Origin of the sequence: Streptococcus mitis (genome assembly GCF_009496205.1) — a bacterium.
GTDB classification, from domain to species: Bacteria; Bacillota; Bacilli; order Lactobacillales; family Streptococcaceae; genus Streptococcus; species Streptococcus mitis_BN.
The window spans coordinates 22383-43543 of the sequence record NZ_WIJO01000013.1 but is presented as its reverse complement, the minus strand read 5'-3'; the positions used below and the strand labels follow the sequence as shown (position 1 = coordinate 43543).

General features: G+C 40.0%; 21 protein-coding genes, 1 tRNA gene and 1 riboswitch. Of the genes, 17 read left to right on the top strand and 5 right to left on the bottom strand.

Features of this window, described 5'->3' with window-relative positions; all coding sequences use genetic code 11:
- Nucleotides 1–256 precede the first annotated feature (256 nt).
- Nucleotides 257–1147, top strand: coding sequence for a zinc-binding lipoprotein AdcAII (adcAII, locus tag GEZ85_RS03655; RefSeq protein WP_153209507.1), 891 nt, complete (start codon nucleotides 257–259; stop codon nucleotides 1145–1147).
- 7 nt (nucleotides 1148–1154) lie between these two features.
- Nucleotides 1155–4565 (top strand): pneumococcal-type histidine triad protein, encoded by a 3411-nt coding sequence (locus GEZ85_RS10530; RefSeq protein WP_153209458.1) that lies wholly within the window; start codon nucleotides 1155–1157, stop codon nucleotides 4563–4565.
- A gap of 35 nt (nucleotides 4566–4600) precedes the next feature.
- On the opposite strand, the gene pepT is transcribed toward GEZ85_RS10530, so the two are convergent.
- Complete coding sequence (pepT, locus tag GEZ85_RS03645; RefSeq protein ID WP_153209461.1) at nucleotides 4601–5824, bottom strand: peptidase T; 1224 nt, start codon at nucleotides 5822–5824, stop codon at nucleotides 4601–4603.
- 153 nt (nucleotides 5825–5977) lie between these two features.
- On the opposite strand from pepT, the gene hemH reads away from it, so the two are divergent.
- A complete protein-coding gene (gene hemH / locus GEZ85_RS03640; RefSeq protein WP_153209463.1) occupies nucleotides 5978–7072 on the top strand; it encodes a ferrochelatase in 1095 nt (364 codons plus the stop codon).
- Nucleotides 7073–7112: 40 nt separating this feature from the next.
- Here the strand turns inward: hemH and mscL are convergent, their stop codons facing one another.
- On the bottom strand, nucleotides 7113–7493 hold the full coding sequence (mscL, locus tag GEZ85_RS03635) for a large conductance mechanosensitive channel protein MscL (RefSeq protein WP_000910199.1): 381 nt from the start codon (nucleotides 7491–7493) through the stop codon (nucleotides 7113–7115).
- An 82-nt stretch (nucleotides 7494–7575) separates the two neighbouring features.
- Nucleotides 7576–8007 carry a GtrA family protein gene (locus tag GEZ85_RS03630; RefSeq protein ID WP_153209465.1) on the bottom strand — a complete coding sequence of 144 codons (432 nt, stop codon included), beginning with the start codon at nucleotides 8005–8007 and terminating at the stop codon, nucleotides 7576–7578.
- A 28-nt stretch (nucleotides 8008–8035) separates the two neighbouring features.
- A riboswitch (PreQ1 riboswitch) is annotated at nucleotides 8036–8132 on the top strand.
- On the opposite strand from GEZ85_RS03630, the gene GEZ85_RS03625 reads away from it, so the two are divergent.
- The 4 genes from GEZ85_RS03625 (at nucleotide 8130) to dapA (ending at nucleotide 11268) form a co-directional block, all read left to right on the top strand.
- Nucleotides 8130–8639 carry a QueT transporter family protein gene (locus tag GEZ85_RS03625; RefSeq protein WP_000737072.1) on the top strand — a complete coding sequence of 170 codons (510 nt, stop codon included), beginning with the start codon at nucleotides 8130–8132 and terminating at the stop codon, nucleotides 8637–8639. It overlaps the preceding riboswitch by 3 nt.
- Before the next feature lie 99 nt (nucleotides 8640–8738).
- Nucleotides 8739–8811, top strand: a tRNA-Thr gene (locus GEZ85_RS03620).
- A gap of 388 nt (nucleotides 8812–9199) precedes the next feature.
- On the top strand, nucleotides 9200–10276 hold the full coding sequence (locus tag GEZ85_RS03615) for an aspartate-semialdehyde dehydrogenase (RefSeq protein WP_000542463.1): 1077 nt from the start codon (nucleotides 9200–9202) through the stop codon (nucleotides 10274–10276).
- Between the two features lie 56 nt (nucleotides 10277–10332).
- The gene (gene dapA, locus GEZ85_RS03610) at nucleotides 10333–11268 is read left to right on the top strand and encodes a 4-hydroxy-tetrahydrodipicolinate synthase (protein ID WP_004254315.1); all 936 of its coding nucleotides are present in this window, start codon (nucleotides 10333–10335) and stop codon (nucleotides 11266–11268) included.
- 44 nt (nucleotides 11269–11312) lie between these two features.
- Here dapA and mnmE read toward each other — a convergent pair whose 3' ends face one another.
- Together mnmE and GEZ85_RS03600 are read right to left on the bottom strand one after the other, a co-directional pair.
- A complete protein-coding gene (mnmE, locus tag GEZ85_RS03605; RefSeq protein ID WP_153209468.1) occupies nucleotides 11313–12686 on the bottom strand; it encodes a tRNA uridine-5-carboxymethylaminomethyl(34) synthesis GTPase MnmE in 1374 nt (457 codons plus the stop codon).
- A 137-nt stretch (nucleotides 12687–12823) separates the two neighbouring features.
- A complete protein-coding gene (locus tag GEZ85_RS03600) occupies nucleotides 12824–13006 on the bottom strand; it encodes a 4-oxalocrotonate tautomerase (protein WP_001117401.1) in 183 nt (60 codons plus the stop codon).
- Between the two features lie 123 nt (nucleotides 13007–13129).
- Between GEZ85_RS03600 and GEZ85_RS03595 the strand changes: the two genes are divergently transcribed.
- The 10 genes from GEZ85_RS03595 to GEZ85_RS03550 all read left to right on the top strand — a co-directional run bounded on the left by GEZ85_RS03595 (nucleotide 13130) and on the right by GEZ85_RS03550 (nucleotide 21104).
- Nucleotides 13130–13729, top strand: coding sequence for a thymidine kinase (locus tag GEZ85_RS03595; RefSeq protein ID WP_153209470.1), 600 nt, complete (start codon nucleotides 13130–13132; stop codon nucleotides 13727–13729).
- Nucleotides 13719–14198: a GNAT family N-acetyltransferase gene (locus tag GEZ85_RS03590; protein WP_153209472.1), complete on the top strand. Its 480-nt coding sequence runs from the start codon at nucleotides 13719–13721 to the stop codon at nucleotides 14196–14198. Before GEZ85_RS03595 ends, GEZ85_RS03590 begins: the two co-directional genes overlap by 11 nt.
- Nucleotides 14199–14207: 9 nt before the next feature.
- Nucleotides 14208–15287, top strand: coding sequence for a peptide chain release factor 1 (prfA, locus tag GEZ85_RS03585; RefSeq protein ID WP_001028815.1), 1080 nt, complete (start codon nucleotides 14208–14210; stop codon nucleotides 15285–15287).
- A complete protein-coding gene (gene prmC, locus GEZ85_RS03580) occupies nucleotides 15287–16123 on the top strand; it encodes a peptide chain release factor N(5)-glutamine methyltransferase (RefSeq protein WP_153209474.1) in 837 nt (278 codons plus the stop codon). The genes prfA and prmC overlap by 1 nt, the downstream gene beginning before the upstream one ends.
- On the top strand, nucleotides 16107–16709 hold the full coding sequence (locus GEZ85_RS03575) for an L-threonylcarbamoyladenylate synthase (RefSeq protein WP_000969268.1): 603 nt from the start codon (nucleotides 16107–16109) through the stop codon (nucleotides 16707–16709). Before prmC ends, GEZ85_RS03575 begins: the two co-directional genes overlap by 17 nt.
- A 1-nt stretch (nucleotide 16710) precedes the next feature.
- Entirely contained in the window at nucleotides 16711–17142 is a 432-nt protein-coding gene (locus GEZ85_RS03570) for a GNAT family N-acetyltransferase (protein WP_000945732.1), read from the top strand.
- A gap of 61 nt (nucleotides 17143–17203) precedes the next feature.
- Nucleotides 17204–18460 (top strand): serine hydroxymethyltransferase, encoded by a 1257-nt coding sequence (gene glyA, locus GEZ85_RS03565; protein WP_153209476.1) that lies wholly within the window; start codon nucleotides 17204–17206, stop codon nucleotides 18458–18460.
- Between the two features lie 7 nt (nucleotides 18461–18467).
- The gene (locus tag GEZ85_RS03560) at nucleotides 18468–19442 is read left to right on the top strand and encodes a nucleoid-associated protein (RefSeq protein WP_194251508.1); all 975 of its coding nucleotides are present in this window, start codon (nucleotides 18468–18470) and stop codon (nucleotides 19440–19442) included.
- On the top strand, nucleotides 19442–20056 hold the full coding sequence (pmp23, locus tag GEZ85_RS03555; protein WP_004254352.1) for a cell wall hydrolase Pmp23: 615 nt from the start codon (nucleotides 19442–19444) through the stop codon (nucleotides 20054–20056). The genes GEZ85_RS03560 and pmp23 overlap by 1 nt, the downstream gene beginning before the upstream one ends.
- A gap of 73 nt (nucleotides 20057–20129) precedes the next feature.
- Nucleotides 20130–21104 carry a DUF1002 domain-containing protein gene (locus GEZ85_RS03550; RefSeq protein ID WP_001227769.1) on the top strand — a complete coding sequence of 325 codons (975 nt, stop codon included), beginning with the start codon at nucleotides 20130–20132 and terminating at the stop codon, nucleotides 21102–21104.
- Nucleotides 21105–21161: the final 57 nt, after the last annotated feature.

The following is a 21161-nucleotide window of genomic DNA, read 5'->3' as shown; positions in this document are numbered from 1 at the left end:
CATATGAATCTTTCTAATGAGTTGTTTTGTCGCTTTTCATTATAGATCTTATGGGACTTTTTTTCTACAACAAAATAGGCTCCATAATATCCATAGGGGATTTACCCACTACAAATATTATAGAACCCCTTTTTTATGAATTTGTGTAAAAATTCTTGACATATTTTCTAAATAAAGATAAACTATTTACTAGTTAATTAAATGGTTAAACACTAGTTAAGGAGTTATAGTGAAAAAGAGGACGATTTTAGTATTGATGAGCAGTGTATTGGCTCTGGTATTAGGTGCTTGTGGCCAAAAGGAAAGTCAGACTGGGAAAGGGATGAAAATTGTAACCAGTTTTTATCCTGTCTATGCTATGGTCAAGGAAGTATCTGGTGACTTGAATGATGTTCGGATGATTCAGTCAAGTAGTGGGATTCACTCCTTTGAACCTTCAGCAAATGATATCGCAGCCATCTATGATGCAGATGTCTTTGTTTACCATTCGCATACGCTTGAATCTTGGGCGGGAAGTCTGGACCCCAATCTTAAAAAATCCAAAGTTAAGGTTTTAGAGGCTTCTGAAGGAATGACCTTAGACCGAGTCCCAGGGCTAGAAGATGTGGAAGCAGGCGATGGAGTTGATGAAAAAACGCTTTATGATCCTCACACATGGCTAGATCCTGAAAAAGCTGGAGAAGAAGCTCAGATTATCGCTGATAAACTTTCAGAGGTGGATAGTGAGCATAAAGAAACTTACCAGAAAAATGCGCAAGCCTTTATCAAAAAAGCTCAAGAACTAACTAAGAAATTCCAACCTAAATTTGAAAAGGCGAGTCAGAAAACCTTTGTAACACAACATACAGCCTTTTCTTATCTTGCTAAGAGATTTGGATTAAATCAACTTGGTATTGCAGGTATCTCTCCTGAACAAGAACCAAGTCCAAGACAACTAACAGAAATTCAGGAATTTGTTAAAACCTATAAGGTTAAGACGATTTTTACAGAAAGTAACGCTTCTTCAAAAGTAGCTGAAACTCTTGTCAAATCAACAGGTGTGGGGCTTAAAACTCTGAATCCTTTAGAGGCAGACCCACAAAATGACAAGACTTATCTCGAAAATCTTGAAGAAAATATGAGTGTTTTAGCAGAAGAATTGAAATGAGGAAAGAATGAAAATCAATAAGAAGAAACTTGCTGCTGGTGCAGCTGTTGTCCTTTCTTTAAGTCTTTGTATTTATGCATTGAATCAACATCAGACAGGAGAGAACAAAGATACGAATCGTGTATCTTATGTCGATGGGAAACAAGACACTCCAAAAACAGAGACACAAACACCAGAGCAAGTCAGCAAAAAAGAAGATATCCAGGCTGAACAAATTGTTGTGAAAATCACCGATCAAGGTTATGTGACTTCACACGGTGATCATTTCCATTATTATAATGGGAAAGTTCCTTTTGATGCGATTTTCAGTGAAGAACTTTTGATGAAAGATGCCAATTATCAACTTAAAGACGCTGATATTGTCAACGAAGTCAAAGGTGGTTACATTATCAAGGTGGATGGTAAGTATTATGTTTACCTTAAGGATGTGGCACATGCGGATAACGTTCGTTCGAAGGACGAAATTGAACGCCAAAAACAAGGTCATACTCACGATGCCCCAACATCTAATAGTGCAGTGGCGCTTGCTCAATCTCAAGGTCGCTATACTACTGATGATGGCTACATCTTTAATGCATCTGATATTATAGAGGATACTGGGGATGCTTATATCGTCCCTCACGGTGGACATTACCACTACATTCCAAAGAGTTCCTTGTCTGCTAGTGAATTGGCTGCAGCTCAAGCTTACCTCTCTGGAATTAGAAATCAGCCTAGTGTGACTGACTATCGTCCAAGTACAAATGGGACTGGTCAAACTACCAAGCCTATTCAACAGGCTGAAATATCAAGTAATAAATCCGATAGTCTTCAAAGTCTATTACAGCAGCTCTATGCTCTTCCAAGTACTCAACGATATGCTGAATCGGATGGTTTGATTTTTGACCCTGCTAAGATTTTAAGCAGGACATCGAGTGGTGTAGCGATTCCTCACGGAAACCACTATCATTTCATCCCCTATACAAAGCTTTCTACATTAGAAGAAAAGATTGCGAGAATGATTCCTCTAGCTAGTGACAGTGTGAAACCAACACCATTGGAGAATCCAAGCAAACCAGCAGAAAAACCTACTCAGCAAAATCATCATCATGAGCAAGATGGTGACCATGGAAGTCAGGACCCTAAGCATGAAGAGCATGGACATGATGGAGATGGACATGGACACCATCATGATGAAGACCATGATCACGGTTTTGACGCTAATCGTGTCATCAGTGAGGATGAACAAGGCTTTGTCATGAGTCATGGTGACCATAATCATTACTTCTTCAAGAAGGATTTGACTGCTGATCAAATCAAGGCAGCGCAAGACCACTTGAAAGAGGCAAATACAGCAACACCAAATCCAGCTCATGATGACGATCACGATGAAGATCATCATGGACACCATCATGATGAAGACCATGATCACGGTTTTGATGCCGATCGTGTCATCAGTGAGGATGAGCAAGGTTTTGTCATGAGTCACGGCGACCATAATCATTACTTTTTCAAGAAAGACTTGACAGCAGACCAAATTAAGGCTGCACAAAACCATTTGAAAACACATCATGATGTAGAACCTGTAAAACCTCTTGCTAAAACGGTAGAGTCTTTCTCAAGAGATGCTAGTGATGAAGAAAAGATTGCTTATATTTCTAAGACCTACGGTGTTCCACTTGAAGCGATTAGAATTTCAAACGGCTTCTTTGTCTTTGGAAATCCAGACCAAGCCTACGATCCAACTCATATCCATCCCTATGCTGTTCGTAAGGAACACGTTCGGATTCCTCTTCAAACTGGGAATCCAGAACTTGATTTCTTAAATGAACTCTATACCACTGCTTTGCGAGATGGTGTGTCTCCTTATAGTTTACAGGTAGAAAATGGTAGTTTTGTGATTCCTCATGGCGACCATAATCACTACATCAAGGTTCAAACTAAGGGATATGAAGTGGCTTTGAAAAACAAGATTCCAGCCCTACAATCTAATTATCAACCTGGAGTTTTTGATGAAAAAGTAGTTTTAGCAAAAGTAGATCAACTTCTAGCTGATAGTAGAAGCATCTACAAAGACAAGCCTATCGAACAAAGACAGATTGAGTTAGCCTTAGGTCAGTTTACTGAAAACATAAAGAAACTGGCAACTAACTCTACAGCAGGTTATCTTGCGACACTTGATCTCTTTGATAAGCAATATATCCATATTGATGAAAGTGTCAAACCTGTTGAAACAAGCGCTCTAGATAAGAAATACCAATCCTTGATTGATAAAATCAATACCTTGGATACAGACTCTTATGGGCTTCCTAAGAAAGACCTTCTCGTTCGACTCCAGGAAGCTAAGTTGGCTAAAGACGAGGCTGCTTTAGCAGCGGTTGAATCACAACTTCAAGCCTTGCAAGACTTTAATGATCGAACAGGTGTAACAACTGTAGAATACATCAAGTATTTCTACGAACACGTAAATGACGGTCGTTTGAGTGATGAACTTCGAAACAAAGTGGCTCAGTTGACTTGGACCTTGTATCAATCTCAATCCTTCCTTAAGGCAGCAGAATTGAACAAATTATTCCCAAACATCTATCAGGCAAAACAAGAAGTGGAAGAAGCTTTGAAAGCTCAACCAACTACTGCTAAATCGACTCAGACAGTTCTAGATACTGAAAAAGTTGATAATCAAAGTGCCAAGACAGCTATTTATGGCTTCTTGAAAGAATTGTACGGAGACTTTATGCCTGAAGAACATGTCAATCATGTTAGCAAGGAAGAAGTAGAAAGCCGCTTGAGCAAGGCAAATCAACTCTTGGAACAAATCCAAGAAGAAGGAATCAGACAATCCTTGGCAGAAGAAGTAGAAAATCTCAAAGCTGCTACAAACAAGCCTGATGCAGACTTGGATGAAGTAAATAGTCAGGTAAAAGATGTCTTGACTCGTATCGCTAGCGCTCTTCAACAAGAGAAAGAAAATGCTGAGCAAGATCCTCAGACACTTATTCTCTATCAGAAACTCTACGATATTCTCATGTCGCTTCATGCTTATTTAGAAAACAACAAGGGTTCTGATGCAGACTTTGATAAAGTGGATGCATTACTAGATCAACTTTCTGCTAAGAGTAAAGATAAAGCTGCTTTACTTGAATTGACAAAAGCTATTCTGGTCTTGAATCAAGAAATCAAGTCAAAATCAAGCACGAGTGAAGAAGCAAGTCCAGCAACAAAACCTGAATCGAATGCTGATAGCACAAGTGCAGAGAATCAACCAATTGCAAGTACAGCAACCGAAGCACCAGTAGCATCTGAATCTAACAGTGAAACTGCTAGCGACGAAAGCAAACCAAGCAATACAACAGATTCTAAACCTGCTGAACCAGCTTCAGAAAAGGAAACAACAGAATCTACAATAAGTACTGGAAATCAAGAAAAACCAGCAGAATAAAAAGAAAGGCGAAGTAGCTAAGCTACCTCGTCTTTTTAGTCTTTATAAGCCACGATACCAATGATGGTATCAACTGCACGTTCCATAGTCTGAAGGCTGACGTATTCAAAACGACCGTGCATATTCTCGCCACCAGCAAAGATATTAGGGGTTGGGATTCCCATAAAGGAAATCTTAGAGCCGTCTGTCCCGCCGCGAATTGGTTCAATAATAGGCGTGATACCTAAATCTTCCATAACGGCCTTAGCAATGGTAATTGGAGTCATATCTTTTTCAATGACTTCTTTCATATTGTAGTACTGGTCTGTCAAGTTTAGTGTGACACGGTCGCTACCAAGTTCTTGATTCATTTTATCAGCGATAGACTGCATGGCTGCTTTACGCGCTTCAAAGGTATCTTTTTCAAAATCACGAATGATGTAGCTTGCACGCGCCTCCTCAACACTACCTGTCACATCCATAAGATGATAGAAACCTTGGTAACCTTCTGTTAACTCAGGTCGGTCATTTTTTGGAAGTTGATTGTGAAAATCAATTGCTAGCTGAAGGGCGTTGACCATCTGACCTTTGGCAGTACCAGGGTGGACATTGCGTCCTTGGAAATGCAATTCAGCACCAGCTGCTGAAAAGGTCTCGTATTGAAGTTCACCTAGTGGTCCTCCATCAACTGTGTAGGCAAAATCAACATCAAAATCTTCTGCATCAAATTTATTAGCACCAACACCGATTTCTTCATCTGGACCAAAGCCAACACGAATCTCACAGTGCTTGATTTCAGGGTGAGCAGTCAGATATTCAATGGCAGTCATAATCTCAGCAATTCCTGACTTGTCATCAGCTCCTAGCAAGGTTGTTCCATCGGTTGTGATGAGCGTTTGTCCTGGATATTTCTCAAGACTCTTGAAGTCGGCTGGGTCTAGTTTAAAACCAGAATTTCCTAGTTCAATCACGCCCCCATCGTAGTTGTCAATTACCTGTGGATTGACTCCTTCGGCATTAAAGTCAGCAGTATCCATGTGGGAGATGAAGCCAATCTTACGTGTTAAAGATGGATCATTGGCTGGTAAGGTCCCAATTGCAAAACCATTTGGTAGATAATAAACATTTTGTAATCCAACACGTTTCATTTCAGGGATCAGGACATTGGTTGCGAAGTCAACCTGACTCTGTGTACTTGGAGTAGTAGTAGAGTGTTCATCAGAGCGTGTGTTGACCTTAACGTAGGTTAAGAAGCGGTCCAAGAGATTGGGGTAAGTCATAAAAAACTCCTTTTGAATTCATTTTTTCCATTGTATCATAGAAAAGAGAGAAAAACAAAAGACTGAAGTTAGGGAAATTCGCTATGTTGGCGTTTACTTATCAACGAATTAATGATAAAATAAACCTGATAAAAATATCACAAGGAAGCGATTATGAAAAAAGCAATTTTAATGATGACTTTCGGTTCGCCAGAAGAGATTACCTTTGAAGGTGTGGCTGATTTTTTCACAAATATTCGTCGTGGAGTGAGACCTCAAGACCACGAAATTCAGACTCTCTATGATAATTATGTACGAATTGGCGGCACGCCTCTGCAAAAAATTACCCGAGAAGAGGTTGCCTTGGTAGAAGCTAGGCTGGGGAATGAGTATAGTGTTTATTTTGCTAATAAGTTTTCCAAACCCTTTATTCCAGATGTGATTGGTCAGATGGAAGCAGACGGAATCGAGCAGTGTATTTGCTTGATTTTGGAGCCCCATTATTCTTTCTACTCTGTCATGGGCTATGAAAAATTTTTAGAAAGCAAACAAATTAAATTTTTAGTCATTAAGGACTGGTATCAAGAAAAAGCGCTATTAAAATATTGGGCAGATGAAATTGCTAAGATTTTAAAAGAAGAAGTAAAGCAGGATAGATTTAAAGTCATCTTTTCAGCCCATAGTGTGCCCATTTTTGCCTTAGATTTTGGTGATCCTTATATCGACCAAATTTTTGAAAATAGCAAGTTAGTTGCTGAAAAACTAGGTTTGAGTTCCGAGCAATATACAAATACCTGGCAAAGTGAGAGTGATATCGGGATTCCATGGATTAAGCCAGATGTCTTGGAGTATCTTAGAGAACAGAAAGAACATCCAGACCATTATATTTTTGTTCCTATCAGCTTCATCAGCGAGCATATTGAAGTCTTGTTTGACAACGATGTGGAATGTTATGACTTGTGTCAGGAATTGGGGGTGAACTATCATCGTCCACCAATGCCAAATACAGATTCTCGTTTGATTGATGCCTTGGTCAATACAGTCAGAGCCAATGAAAATCAAGAATTTAAGGAATTTCTCCCAGAAGAAGAAACCTTTGATGAGTTAGTTCCTTCAGATGAGACTAAAAACATTTTGGCTGAATCTGAAGATTTACAAATGCCGGAATTTGTGAAAAAACTGATTGAGAAAAAAGGTCGTGAAAATGTTAAAATGCCTTATCTTATTAAGAAAATGCTTGAGAAAGCAGGTAAGTTACCAAAAGAGTAAAGAAAAAGGATTTAGCTTTGCGCTAGATCCTTTTAATCGATTATTTTTTCTCAAGAAGGGCTTTGATTTCTTGAAGTACTTCCAATTCAGTTGGTCCAGCTGGAGCTTCTTCAACAGTTTCTTCTTTCTTAGTAAGGCTTTGGGCTTTTTCCATAGCTTTAATAACGAAGAAGAGAACAGTACCTACAACAAGGAAGTTGATAATAGCACTCAAGAATTTACCATATGTAACACCATTCCATGCAAGCTCAGCGATGTTTTGTACTTTCGCAGCTTCTAAGGCTGGGTTCAATAGTAGAGGAGTGATGATATCATTTACAAATGAAGTAACGATTGCACCAAAAGCAGAAGCAATAATCACACCGACAGCAAGGTCAACAACATTACCACGAAGCAAAAATGCTTTAAGATCTTTTAACATTTTCATAATTCCTTTCCAAAATTTTTACTCTTGATTATATATTAATTAAGAAGTTCTTGCAAGCAATATGCTTAATTTTTTCTTATTTTTTAAAAATAAATACCTTACTAAAAATATAATTGAGGATAATTATCAAGAATTGTGAAATAACGGTTTCAATACTATTAACCTTGTCTATATTATTATTTACAAATTGCCCGATAATATTAGGAAACTGAGTTACAAAGATAAAAGTTAAAAACAAGTCTAAAAGAAAAGTAGAAAGACGTGCTATAGTAAATTTTACTAAACGGCTTGGCCAATTCTCTCTAGCTTGCTTAAAGACAAGCCTATCATTTGTAATAAATGCAAATAGGATACCGATACTATTTGCTAGTCCAGTAGCAAGCAGTTCTTTATGGGTTAATCGATAAATGACTAATCGGGATAGAATGGAGACAAGAGTAGTTGCTATACCAAAAAAGAGATAGGCTAAGAGCTCATTCTCGAAGAGACTTTGAATGCGTTTTTTCATACTTTTAGTATAGCATAAAGCAAGTTATTGTGCTATACTAGTAAGGTTGATTGAATCAACCCTTGGTGCTTAGCTTCTTTCACCAAGCATATTACACGCGGGCAACCGCTAAAGGAGAAAAGATGAAAAAATTAACTATTCGTGATGTAGCAGATATTGCAATTGTTGCTGCTATCTATGTCGTTTTAACTGTCACACCACCTCTAAATGCCATTAGCTATGGTGCTTATCAGTTCCGTATTTCAGAAATGATGAACTTTATGGCTTTTTACAATCCTAAGTACATCATCGGAGTTACCATCGGTTGTATGATTGCTAATTTCTTTAGCTTCGGACTGCTAGATGTCTTTGTTGGTGGTGGTTCAACCTTGGTATTCCTCAGTCTAGGTGTTTGGCTTTTTGCAAAATACAGCAAAGATTACCTCTTTAATGGATTAATTCGAAAAGATCATTTCTTCTTTTCAATCCTCTTTTCAATTTCCATGTTTACTATTGCTGCAGAGTTGAATATCGTAGCGCAATTACCATTTTTCCTTACTTGGTTCACAACAGGAATTGGTGAATTTGCCTCATTGATTATTGGTGCAATTATTATTGGTAAAATTGGTCGTCGAATTGATTTAAGCAAATAGAAGAAGACAAGCTAGGTAGCTCTTACCTGGCTTTTTCTTATGGAAAATTTCTAAGGAAACTTGACAAGTTTTTCTAACTATAGTATACTTTTTAGGTAAGCTGATTTAGCTCAGTTGGCAGAGCGCATCCATGGTAAGGATGAGGTCGCCGGTTCAATCCCGGCAATTAGCATATAATAGACAGGAAAACCCTTGATTTACAAGGGTTTTTGTTATGTCTGCCCCAAATTTTTCAAAGATGTTTCTTATGCACATGTGTAAATAAAATCAAAGAGTTTCGTCTGTTGACAAAAGTCATTCTCTTTAGTAGAATAGTAGATGCGATGAGTCGATAGGTAGTCTTCGGACTACTATTGAGCATAAGGAGGTCATAACGCAGGAGCGGACCTTGATGAGTTGTGTGAACCTGCTCATCACATGAAGATGCCTCTTAGTCCCTAGTCTAGCGACTGGGGATTTTTATTTTCCAAAAAATGATGAAAAAGCTTTGCAATTCATGGAAAAAGTAGTATAATACATCTATTATAGAAATTTTTAGAAAATTCCGAAAGAGGTTATTTATGGGATATACAGTTGCTGTAGTCGGCGCGACAGGTGCTGTCGGAGCTCAGATGATAAAAATGTTGGAAGAATCAACACTTCCAATTGATAAAATTCGTTTACTTGCTTCTGCACGTTCAGCAGGCAAGACTTTGAAATTTAAAGATCAAGATATTACGATTGAAGAAACGACTGAAACAGCTTTTGAAGGAGTTGATATTGCTCTCTTTTCAGCAGGTGGTTCTACATCAGCAAAATATGCACCATACGCAGTGAAAGCTGGAGCGGTAGTAGTAGATAATACATCTTACTTCCGTCAAAATCCAGATGTTCCTTTGGTTGTTCCAGAGGTCAATGCTCATGCACTTGATGCCCACAACGGAATCATTGCCTGCCCTAACTGTTCGACAATCCAAATGATGGTGGCGCTTGAGCCAGTTCGTCAAAAATGGGGCTTGGATCGTATCATCGTTTCAACTTACCAAGCCGTTTCAGGTGCTGGTATGGGTGCGATTCTTGAAACACAACGTGAACTTCGTGAAGTATTGAATGATGGAGTGAACCCACGTGATTTGCATGCCGAAATCTTGCCTTCAGGTGGAGACAAGAAACATTATCCTATCGCCTTCAATGCTCTTCCACAAATCGATGTCTTCACTGACAATGATTACACTTACGAAGAGATGAAGATGACTAAGGAAACTAAGAAAATTATGGAAGATGATAGCATTGCAGTATCTGCAACGTGTGTGCGTATTCCAGTCTTGTCAGCTCACTCTGAGTCTGTTTACATCGAAACAAAAGAAGTGGCTCCAATCGAAGAAGTAAAAGCAGCTATCGCAGCTTTCCCAGGTGCTGTCCTTGAAGATGATGTGGCTCATCAAATCTATCCTCAAGCCATTAATGCAGTGGGTTCACGTGATACCTTTGTTGGTCGTATCCGTAAAGACTTGGATGCAGAAAAAGGAATTCACATGTGGGTTGTTTCAGATAACCTGCTCAAAGGTGCTGCTTGGAACTCAGTTCAGATTGCAGAAACTCTTCATGAACGTGGCTTGGTTCGTCCAACGGCCGAATTGAAATTTGAATTAAAATAGTCATATCGTTTAGGAGTTCAGATGAACTCCTTCTTTGAAATAGAGAGGTGTTTCTCATGTCTTATAAAGATTTAAAAGAGTGTAAAATCATCACAGCCTTTATTACCCCCTTCCATGAGGATGGTTCCATCAATTTTGATGCCATTCCAGCCTTGATTGAGCATTTGTTGGCGCATCATACAGACGGAATTCTCCTTGCAGGGACCACTGCTGAGAGTCCAACCTTGACCCACGATGAAGAGTTGGAACTGTTTGCGGCTGTACAAAAGATTGTCAATGGACGTGTGCCTTTGATTGCGGGTGTGGGTACCAATGATACGCGTGACTCTATCGAGTTTGTCAAAGAAGTAGCAGAATTTGGTGGTTTCGCAGCTGGGCTTGCTATTGTTCCTTACTACAACAAACCTTCTCAAGAAGGAATGTATCAGCATTTTAAGGCGATTGCAGATGCTTCTGACCTACCAATTATTATCTATAACATTCCAGGTCGTGTGGTTGTCGAATTAACTCCAGAAACTATGCTTCGCTTGGCTGACCATCCAAATATTATCGGTGTCAAAGAATGTACTAGCTTGGCTAATATGGCTTACTTGATTGAGCACAAACCTGAAGAATTCTTGATTTATACAGGTGAGGATGGAGATGCTTTCCATGCCATGAACCTTGGTGCGGATGGGGTTATTTCTGTTGCCTCTCATACAAATGGGGATGAAATGCACGAGATGTTTACTGCCATTGCAGAAAGCGATATGAAGAAAGCCGCAGCAATTCAGCGTAAATTCATTCCTAAGGTTAATGCCCTCTTCTCTTATCCAAGTCCTGCTCCAGTTAAAGCTGTTCTTAACTATATGGGATTTGAAGCTGGCCCAACACGCTTACCTCTAGTTCCAGCACCAGAAGAAGATGCCAAACGCATTATCAAAGTCGTCGTTGATGGCGACTACGAAGCAACTAAGGCAACTGTAACAGGTGTCCTAAGACCAGATTACTAAGAAAGATTAGAAAATCCATGACCGAATGAACGATCATGGATTTCTTATTTTCCTAAACAGAATTGGCTAAAAAGTTGAGTGATGAGCTCATCAGGAGCAGCATCCCCAGTGATTTCTCCGAGGATTTCCCAAGTACGAGTCAAGTCAACTTGAAGCAAGTCAACTGGCATACCTAGTTCCAGCCCTTCATTAACAGCCTGTAGGCTTTCAACAGCCTTCTCAATCAAGGAAATATGACGGGCATTTGACAAGTAGGTTGCGTCTTGCTCAACCAAACCAGCATTTTCAAAGAAGAGGTTGTTGATGCATTCTTCAATCTTATCAATGTTTTGATTTTTAAGGACTGAAATACGGATGACATCTTCTGGAAGTTCCTCGGTTTCGATGGCCTCAGGTAGGTCTGTTTTATTAAGTAGAATAATGCGATTAGTCTCCTGACTAATTTCTAGGAGTTGGCGGTCTTGGGCGGTTAGTGGTTCACTGGCATTTAGCACTAGTAGAACCAAGTCAGCTTCCTTAAGGGCTTTTTTCGAACGCTCAACACCGATTTGTTCAACGATATCATCTGTTTCACGAATACCTGCTGTGTCAATCAATTTTAGAGGGACACCGTTGATGTTGACGTACTCTTCGATGACATCACGTGTCGTACCAGCGATATCAGTCACGATAGCCTTGTCCTCACGCAAGAGATTGTTGAGAAGGCTTGATTTTCCAACGTTGGGACGGCCGATGATTGCTGTCGAAATTCCTTCACGAAGAATTTTACCTCGACGGGCTGTCCTAAGGAGATTAGTTAGTAATTGCTCAAACTCCATTGTCTTTTCTCGGACAACAGCAGTAGTGGCTTCCTCAACATCGTCATACTCAGGATAGTCGATATTGACCTCAACTTGGGCAAGTGTATTAAGGATTTCTTGGCGTGTATTATTAATGAGGTCAGAAAGGGAACCATCCAATTGTTTGACCGCAATGTTCATGGCCTTGTCAGTCTTAGCACGGATGATGTCCATGACTGCTTCAGCCTGAGTCAAGTCAACACGTCCATTTAGGAAGGCACGTTTGGTAAATTCACCAGGCTCAGCCAACCGAGCTCCTTCACGGATAGCAAGTTGGAGAATTTCATTGGTCACCGCAATTCCACCGTGGGTGTTGATCTCGATAATATCCTCACGAGTGAAGGTTTTTGGAGATTTCATAGCCCCAACCATAACTTCGTCCATGACTTTATCAGTCAGCGGATCAACAATGTGACCGTAGTTGAGAGTGTGGCTGGCAACCTGGCTCAAGTCTTTTCCTTTGAAAATCTTTTGCGCAATAGCAAAACTTTCTGTTCCGCTCAGGCGGACAATACCGATAGCCCCTTCACCTAGTGGAGTAGAGATAGCAGCGATGGTATCAAATTCACGTGTAATCATAATGTTTCCTTTAATAAATAGCTCTTTTCTTGGAAATTTTTCCAAGTCTCTTTTCAAATTGTAACAAATTTGAACTATTTCTTCAATGGATGTTACTTGGAGATTGAAAAAGCCTAAGCAATTCTGCTTAAGCTAGCTTATTTGGTGCGCATTTCCCCTTGTGGGAAGTAGGTTCCTTCTGGCATGTCATTGATGATGACATGGACAGCAGATTGAGGTGCTCCAGTGTTACGGACAACAGCTTCCGTTACTTCCTTAGCAAGAGCTTTCTTTTGCTCGAGCGTGCGTCCTTCAAATAAATCGATGCGTACAAATGGCATAATGGCTTCCTCCACTAGTTTTTGATTTCTTCTATTTTACCACATTTTGCCGTTTAAAGCTTAAGAAAATTATGATATACTAGAATGTAGCAAAAATTTAGAAATGGACGTGAAGCAAGAAACATGGCACAGTTGTATTATCGTTATGGGACCATGAACTCTGGTAAGACAATCGAGATTCTTAAAGTAGCCTATAACTATGAGGAGCAAGGAAAAGGTGTTGTGATTATGACCTCAGCTCTTGATACGCGTGACGGTGTTGGCTATGTGTCGAGTCGAATCGGTATGAAACGCCCTGCCATTGCGATTGAGGAAACAACTGATATCTTCGGTTATATCCGAGATTTACCAGAAAAACCTTACTGTGTGTTGGTTGATGAAGCCCAGTTTCTCAAGCGTCATCATGTTTATGACCTAGCTCGTGTTGTTGATGAGTTAGATATACCCATCATGGCTTTTGGTTTGAAGAATGACTTTCGCAATGAGTTGTTCGAAGGTTCAAAATACCTCTTGCTCTTAGCAGACAAGATTGAAGAAATCAAGACCATCTGTCAGTATTGTAAGAAAAAGGCGACTATGGTTTTGCGAACACAGGATGGACTGCCCGTTTACGATGGTGAGCAGATTCAGATCGGTGGTAATGAAACCTATATCTCAGTTTGCCGTAAACATTATTTTGCGCCAATGATAACCTCTAACAAGGAGCAAAACTATGACAATTGAACTAAGAGATGTTACAATGGAAAATTATTTTGATGTTTTGAATTTGGATGTCAAGGAATATCAAAAACAATTCATTGCAACCAACGCAATTAGTTTAGCTGAAGCATACGTCTACACTAAAAATGGAGATTTTGTAGCTCCATTGGCAGTTTATGATAATGATGCAATTATAGGTTTTGTGATGATAGCTTATGATAAAAAGATCGGAATTAGTAGTGGAAATTATTTACTATTTCGTTTTATGATTGATAAGAATTTTCAAAATCAAGGATATTTTAAACCAATTATGAATAAAGTACTAGACTATGTTCGGACAGCGCCAGCAGGTTTAAGCAATAAACTTTGGTTGTCTTATGAACCAGAAAATGAACATGCAAGATACTGTTACCTCAGTTATGGATTTAAAGAAACTGGGGAAATATCCGAGAATGAAGTAGTAGCAATCTATGATTTAACAATTGAGAAATAAGGAGAAAAAATGAACATCTATGATCAACTACAAGCTGTAGAAGACCGTTATGAAGAATTAGGAGAATTGCTGAGTGACCCAGATGTAGTATCTGACACTAAGCGTTTCATGGAGCTTTCAAAAGAGGAAGCTTCAACTCGTGACACGGTAACAGCCTACCGTGAGTATAAGCAAGTCCTTCAAAACATCGTCGATGCTGAAGAGATGATTAAGGAATCAGGTGGAGACGCTGACTTGGAAGAAATGGCCAAGCAAGAGCTCAAAGATGCCAAGGCTGAAAAAGAGGAATACGAAGAAAAACTGAAAATCTTGCTCCTTCCAAAGGATCCAAACGATGACAAGAATATCATCCTTGAGATCCGTGGCGCCGCTGGTGGAGACGAAGCAGCACTTTTCGCTGGAGATTTGCTAACCATGTACCAAAAGTATGCGGAAGCCCAAGGCTGGCGCTTTGAAGTCATGGAGGCCTCTATGAATGGTGTCGGCGGTTTCAAAGAAGTGGTTGCCATGGTTTCAGGTCAGTCTGTTTACTCTAAGCTTAAGTACGAATCTGGTGCCCACCGTGTGCAACGTGTCCCTGTGACAGAAAGCCAAGGTCGTGTCCATACATCAACTGCCACAGTTCTTGTCATGCCTGAAGTCGAAGAAGTAGAATACGATATTGATCCAAAAGACCTTCGTGTTGACATCTATCACGCCTCTGGTGCTGGTGGACAGAACGTCAATAAGGTTGCGACTGCCGTTCGTATCGTTCACTTGCCAACCAATATTAAGGTTGAGATGCAGGAAGAACGTACCCAGCAGAAGAACCGTGAGAAGGCCATGAAAATCATTCGTGCGCGTGTTGCTGACCACTTTGCTCAGATTGCACAAGACGAACAAGACGCTGAGCGTAAATCAACGATTGGTACTGGTGACCGTTCAGAACGAATCCGTACTTATAATTTCCCACAAAACCGTGTCACAGACCACCGTATCGGCTTAACCCTCCAAAAACTAGATACGATTTTATCTGGTAAATTGGATGAAGTTGTGGATGCCTTGGTTCTTTATGACCAAACACAAAAATTAGAAGAATTAAACAAATAATGAAATTAGCTCAATTATTTTCAGATTTTGAAGAAGAGTTGATAAGACAAGGAGAGGAAGCTGAAAGCCTCTCTTTTGTCTATCGTAGCCTGAAAAATCTCTCTTTTACGGACTTTGTTTTTGCCCTCCAGCAAGAGGTAACAGAGGCCGAAAAACAATTTGTAGAAGAAATTTACCAGCAACTTGCAGCTCATAAACCACCACAGTACATTATTGGACAGGCAGATTTTTATGGAATGCAGTTAACAGTTGATGAGCGGGTTTTGATTCCTCGTCCAGAGACAGAGGAGTTGGTGGAGCTTATCCTGGCTGAAAATCCTGAGATGAATCTATCAGTTTTGGATATAGGTACAGGTAGTGGAGCTATTGCTCTCGCCTTGGCAAAAAACAGACCAAATTGGTCAGTGACAGCAACAGATATTTCCCAAGATGCTTTAGATGTAGCCGGCGAAAATGCTAAAAATCAAAATCTTCAAATATTTTTAAAAAAATCTGACTGTTTTACAGAAATTTCTGAAAAATATGATATAATTGTTTCCAATCCACCCTATATCTCTCGTGAAGATGAGTCAGAGGTCGGCTTGAATGTTTTGCATTCGGAGCCTCATCTAGCTCTCTTTGCAGACGAGGATGGCCTAGCTATTTACCGTAGAATTGCGGAAGATGCAAAAGACTATCTCAAAGATGGTGGTAAGATTTACCTTGAAATTGGATACAAGCAAGGTCAAAGTGTTCCTGAACTTTTTAGGAAGCATCTTCCTGAAAAACGTGTAAGAACACTTAAGGATCAATTTGGTCAAGATAGGATGGTCGTGGTTGATGATGGACAGGATTAAACAAGAGTTGGAAAATGGTGGAGCTGTCGTTCTACCTACAGAGACAGTTTACGGTCTTTTTGCCAAGGCTCTAGACGAAAAAGCAGTTAATCATGTATACCAGATTAAACGTCGTCCCAGAGACAAGGCGCTCAATCTTAATATCGCCTCTCTAGAGGACATTTTGTACTTTTCTAAGAATCAGCCAACTTATCTACAAAAACTTGTAGAGACCTTTTTACCAGGTCCCTTAACCATTATTCTCGAAGCTAATGACCGAGTTCCCTATTGGGTCAATTCTGGTCTTGCAACTGTTGGATTTCGGATGCCTAGTCATCCCACTACCCTTGATTTGATTCGAGAGACAGGACCCTTGATTGGGCCGTCTGCCAATATTTCAGGTCAGGAAAGTGGAGTGACCTTTAATCAAATTCTAGAGGATTTTGACCAAGAGGTTCTGGGTCTGGAAGACGATGCTTTTCTAACTGGACAGGATTCAACTATTTTGGATCTGTCTGGAGACAAGGTGAAAATCTTACGTCAAGGGGCCATTAAGCGAGAAGATATTCTTGCTCGGTTGCCGGAGATTTCTTTTGAGGAGGCATGAAATGCTAAGAAATTTAAGAGAAACAGATGTGAAATCTATATGTGACATTAACCAAGAAGCTTTGGGCTATTCTTTTAGTCCAGAGGACACGGCTAGTCAACTAGCTAAACTGTCTCAGGATTCCCATCATTTCCTTCTTGGCTATGAGGATGAAGCTAGTCATGTCTTACTTGGATATGTCCACGCTGAGGTCTATGAATCACTTTATTCTAAAGCAGGATTTAATATTTTAGCCTTAGCAGTTTCACCTCAAGCGCAAGGTCAAGGTATTGGTAAAAGCTTACTGCAAGGGTTGGATCAAGAAGCAAAAAGACGTGGTTATGGGTTTATCCGCTTAAACTCTGCCGATCATCGTCTGGGTGCTCATGCATTTTATGAAAAAGTTGGTTATACTTGTGATAAAATGCAGAAACGGTTTATTCGCATCTTTTAGTTTAATTTTCTTATAAGAGAATTAAACTAATGGACTAGTCACACAATAAAGGAGAAGACCTATGATTTTTGACAAAGATGATTTTAAAGCATATGATGCTGATCTCTGGAATGCTATTGCCAAAGAAGAAGAACGCCAACAAAACAACATTGAGTTGATTGCTTCGGAAAACGTAGTTTCCAAGGCTGTTATGGCAGCTCAAGGGTCTATCTTGACGAATAAATACGCCGAAGGCTACCCAGGTCGCCGTTATTATGGTGGAACAGATGTAGTAGACGTAGTAGAAACTCTAGCCATTGAACGTGCAAAAGAAATTTTCGGTGCTAAATTCGCCAATGTCCAACCTCACTCAGGAAGCCAAGCCAACTGTGCTGCTTACATGGCCTTGATTGAGCCTGGCGATACGGTTATGGGAATGGATTTGGCTGCAGGTGGTCACTTGACTCATGGGGCTCCTGTTAGCTTCTCAGGTCAAACCTACAACTTTGTTTCTTATAGTGTTGATCCTGAAACGGAACTCTTAGACTTTGATGCTATCTTGAAACAAGCCCAAGAAGTCAAACCAAAACTGATTGTAGCAGGTGCTTCAGCCTATTCTCAAATTATCGACTTTTCAAAATTCCGTGAAATTGCGGATGCTGTGGGTGCGAAGCTCATGGTAGACATGGCCCATATCGCTGGTTTGGTTGCTGCTGGTCTTCACCCAAGTCCAGTACCATACGCTCATATCACCACAACAACGACCCACAAAACCCTTCGTGGACCTCGTGGTGGTTTGATTTTAACTAATGATGAAGAACTTGCTAAGAAAATCAATTCAGCTATTTTCCCAGGTATTCAGGGTGGTCCTTTGGAGCATGTTGTTGCTGCTAAGGCAGTTTCCTTCAAAGAAGTTTTGGATCCAGACTTCAAGGAATATGCTGCCAATGTTATCAAGAACAGCAAGACTATGGCAGATGTCTTCTTGCAAGACCCTGATTTCCGTATCATTTCTGGCGGAACTGAAAACCACCTCTTCCTAGTGGATGTGACTAAGGTTGTAGAAAACGGAAAAGTTGCTCAAAACTTGCTGGATGAAGTCAATATTACCCTAAATAAAAACTCAATCCCTTACGAAAGCTTGTCACCATTCAAGACAAGTGGGATTCGTATCGGAGCAGCAGCCATTACTGCACGTGGATTTGGTGAAGCAGAAAGTCGCAAAGTTGCTGAACTGATAATTAAAACCCTTAAGAATGCAGAAAATGAGGCTGTATTAGAAGAAGTGAGAAGTGCAGTCAAAGAATTGACAGATGCCTTCCCATTATACGAGGACTAAAACTTTTATGGACATTTATATTAAGAAAGCTATTATTCATCAGTTCAGTCCGGATGATACCGAACTGTTCCTAGCGGATAAGTTTCTCAATATTACTCCAAAAATCGAAGAATACTTGCGTAGAAAAATTGAACGTGTGTATTCAGATGAAGCCAAGACTGGGATTTTCGAGGAAGAAAATCCCTTCTTCAATCATATCACAGACGATTTGTTGGAGACATCAGTAAAGCTGGCTAGTCTCTGGAAAGAGGAGTTCAGTATTTCTGAAAATCTCAAGACCAATGACTTGATTTTTGTGCAATTTTCTAAAGAAGGTGTAGAACATTTCGCTTTTTTGAGAATTGCCCTGCGCGAGACCTTGACCCACCTCGGTGGAGAAGTTGATAATCCAATCAAGCTAACTCAGAATAATCTGCCTGGATTTGGAACAGGTGCTGATGAGGCCTTAGTGATTAATCTTCAGAGTCGCAAGTACCATCTGATTGAAAAACGAATCAAGTACAACGGGACTTTTTTGAACTATTTTTCAGAAAATCTTCTTGCCGTAGCCCCTAAAATTTCACCCAAGAAATCTATCAAAGAACTGGAAAAAACAGCCCAGAGAATTGCTGAAACCTTTAACACAGACGATTTTCAATTTCAATCCAAGGTAAAATCAGCGATTTTCAATAACCTGGAAGAAAGCAATGAATTATCGCCTGAGAAATTGGCCAATGACCTTTTTGACAACAATTTGACGGCTCGTTTGAGCTTTATTGATCAAGTCAAGGAAGCCGTACCAGAGCCTGTTCAATTTGATGAAATTGATGCCAGTCGTCAGCTTAAAAAATTTGAAAACCAAAAACTTTCCTTGTCAAATGGAATTGAGCTTATCGTTCCCAATAACGTCTATCAAGACGCCGAGTCTGTTGAGTTTATCCAAAACGACAATGGAACCTACTCTATCTTAATCAAAAATATCGAGGATATCCAAAGTAAATAATGTTTAAACGAATTCGAAGAGTGCTTGTACTAGCAGTCTTCCTTTTTGCTGGCTATAAAGCTTACCGCGTTCACCAAGATGTCAAGCAAGTCATGACCTATCAACCCATGGTGCGAGAAATCTTGAGTGAAAAAGACACCCCAGCAAACGAAGAGCTTGTGCTCGCTATGATTTATACTGAAACAAAAGGAAAAGAAGGCGATGTCATGCAGTCTAGTGAGTCTGCAAGTGGTTCCACCAACACTATCAATGATAATGCCTCTAGCATTCGGCAAGGTGTTCAAACTCTGACAGACAATCTCTATCTGGCTCAGAAGCAGGGGGTTGATGTCTGGACGGCTGTTCAAGCCTACAATTTTGGACCTGCCTATATCGATTTTATCGCCCAAAATGGCAAGGAAAACACCTTGGCTCTGGCCAAACAGTACTCTCGTGAGACTGTTGCCCCTTTGCTTGGTAATACCACTGGAAAGACTTATAGTTATATTCACCCCATTTCCATTTTCCACGGTGCCGAACTCTATGTAAATGGAGGAAACTATTACTATTCTAGACAGGTGCAACTCAACCTTTACATCATCAAATGTTTTACTCTCTTTTCGACATCTGGCTAGTCCAGGTGTTTTTGTTATAAGTTTTCTTTAAGATAGATATATTACTCTAGAAAGGTAAAGGAGGAAAATCCCTATGAGAAAGAAACTTTTTCTGACCAGTGCTGCGGTCTTGTGGGCAGTAACAGCTATGAATAGTGTCCATGCAGCAACAGATGTTCAAAAAGTCATCGATGAAACCTATGTTCAACCTGAATATGTCCTAGGATCTTCATTGTCTGAAGATCAAAAAAATCAAACTCTAAAAAAACTGGGCTACAATGCCTCAACAGATACCAAAGAACTCAAGACCATGACACCTGATGTCTATTCTAAGATTATGAATGTGGCAAATGACTCTAGCTTACAACTGTATTCATCAGCCAAGATTCAAAAACTAGGTGACAAGTCGCCACTTGAGGTCAAGATTGAAACACCAGAAAACATCACTAAGGTGACTCAGGATATGTACCGCAATGCAGCCGTAACTTTGGGTGTGGAACACGCCAAAATCACTGTAGCAGCACCTATTCCAGTTACAGGTGAGAGTGCCTTAGCCGGGATTTATTATTCGCTAGAAGCTAATGGAGCCAAGGTGCCACAAGCCAATAAAGACTTGGCTCAAGAAGAGTTGAAGGCTTTGTCAGATATCAATGCTGAAAACAAGGATAAGTCAGGCTATGATGCTAATAAATTAAACGTTGCCCTAGCTGATATCAAGTCAGGACTCGCCAAAGCTAAAGAAAGCAAGGGAAATCTGACAGAGGAAGATGTCCGCAAAATTGTTGAAGATACCTTAAAAAATTACAAACTTGATCAGGTTATAACAGGAAACCAGATCAATATCATCATCAATTTTGCTTTAAATCTCTCAAAAAGTGATATCCTCAGCAATGCAGACTTCACTAAAACCCTGAATGACCTTAAACAAAGCATTGTTTCACAAGCTGGCGACAGTTTTAAAAATATTAACCTTAACTTTGATGCTGATAAGGCGCTAGAGGACGGCGGTAATTTTCTAAGCTCCCTCTGGCAAGCCATTGTCAACTTCTTCAAGAGTTTTGGTTCTTAAGAAATTTCATGGTATAATAGATGGTAACCGTAACGTTGCCGTCTTTTTTGTCGGCCA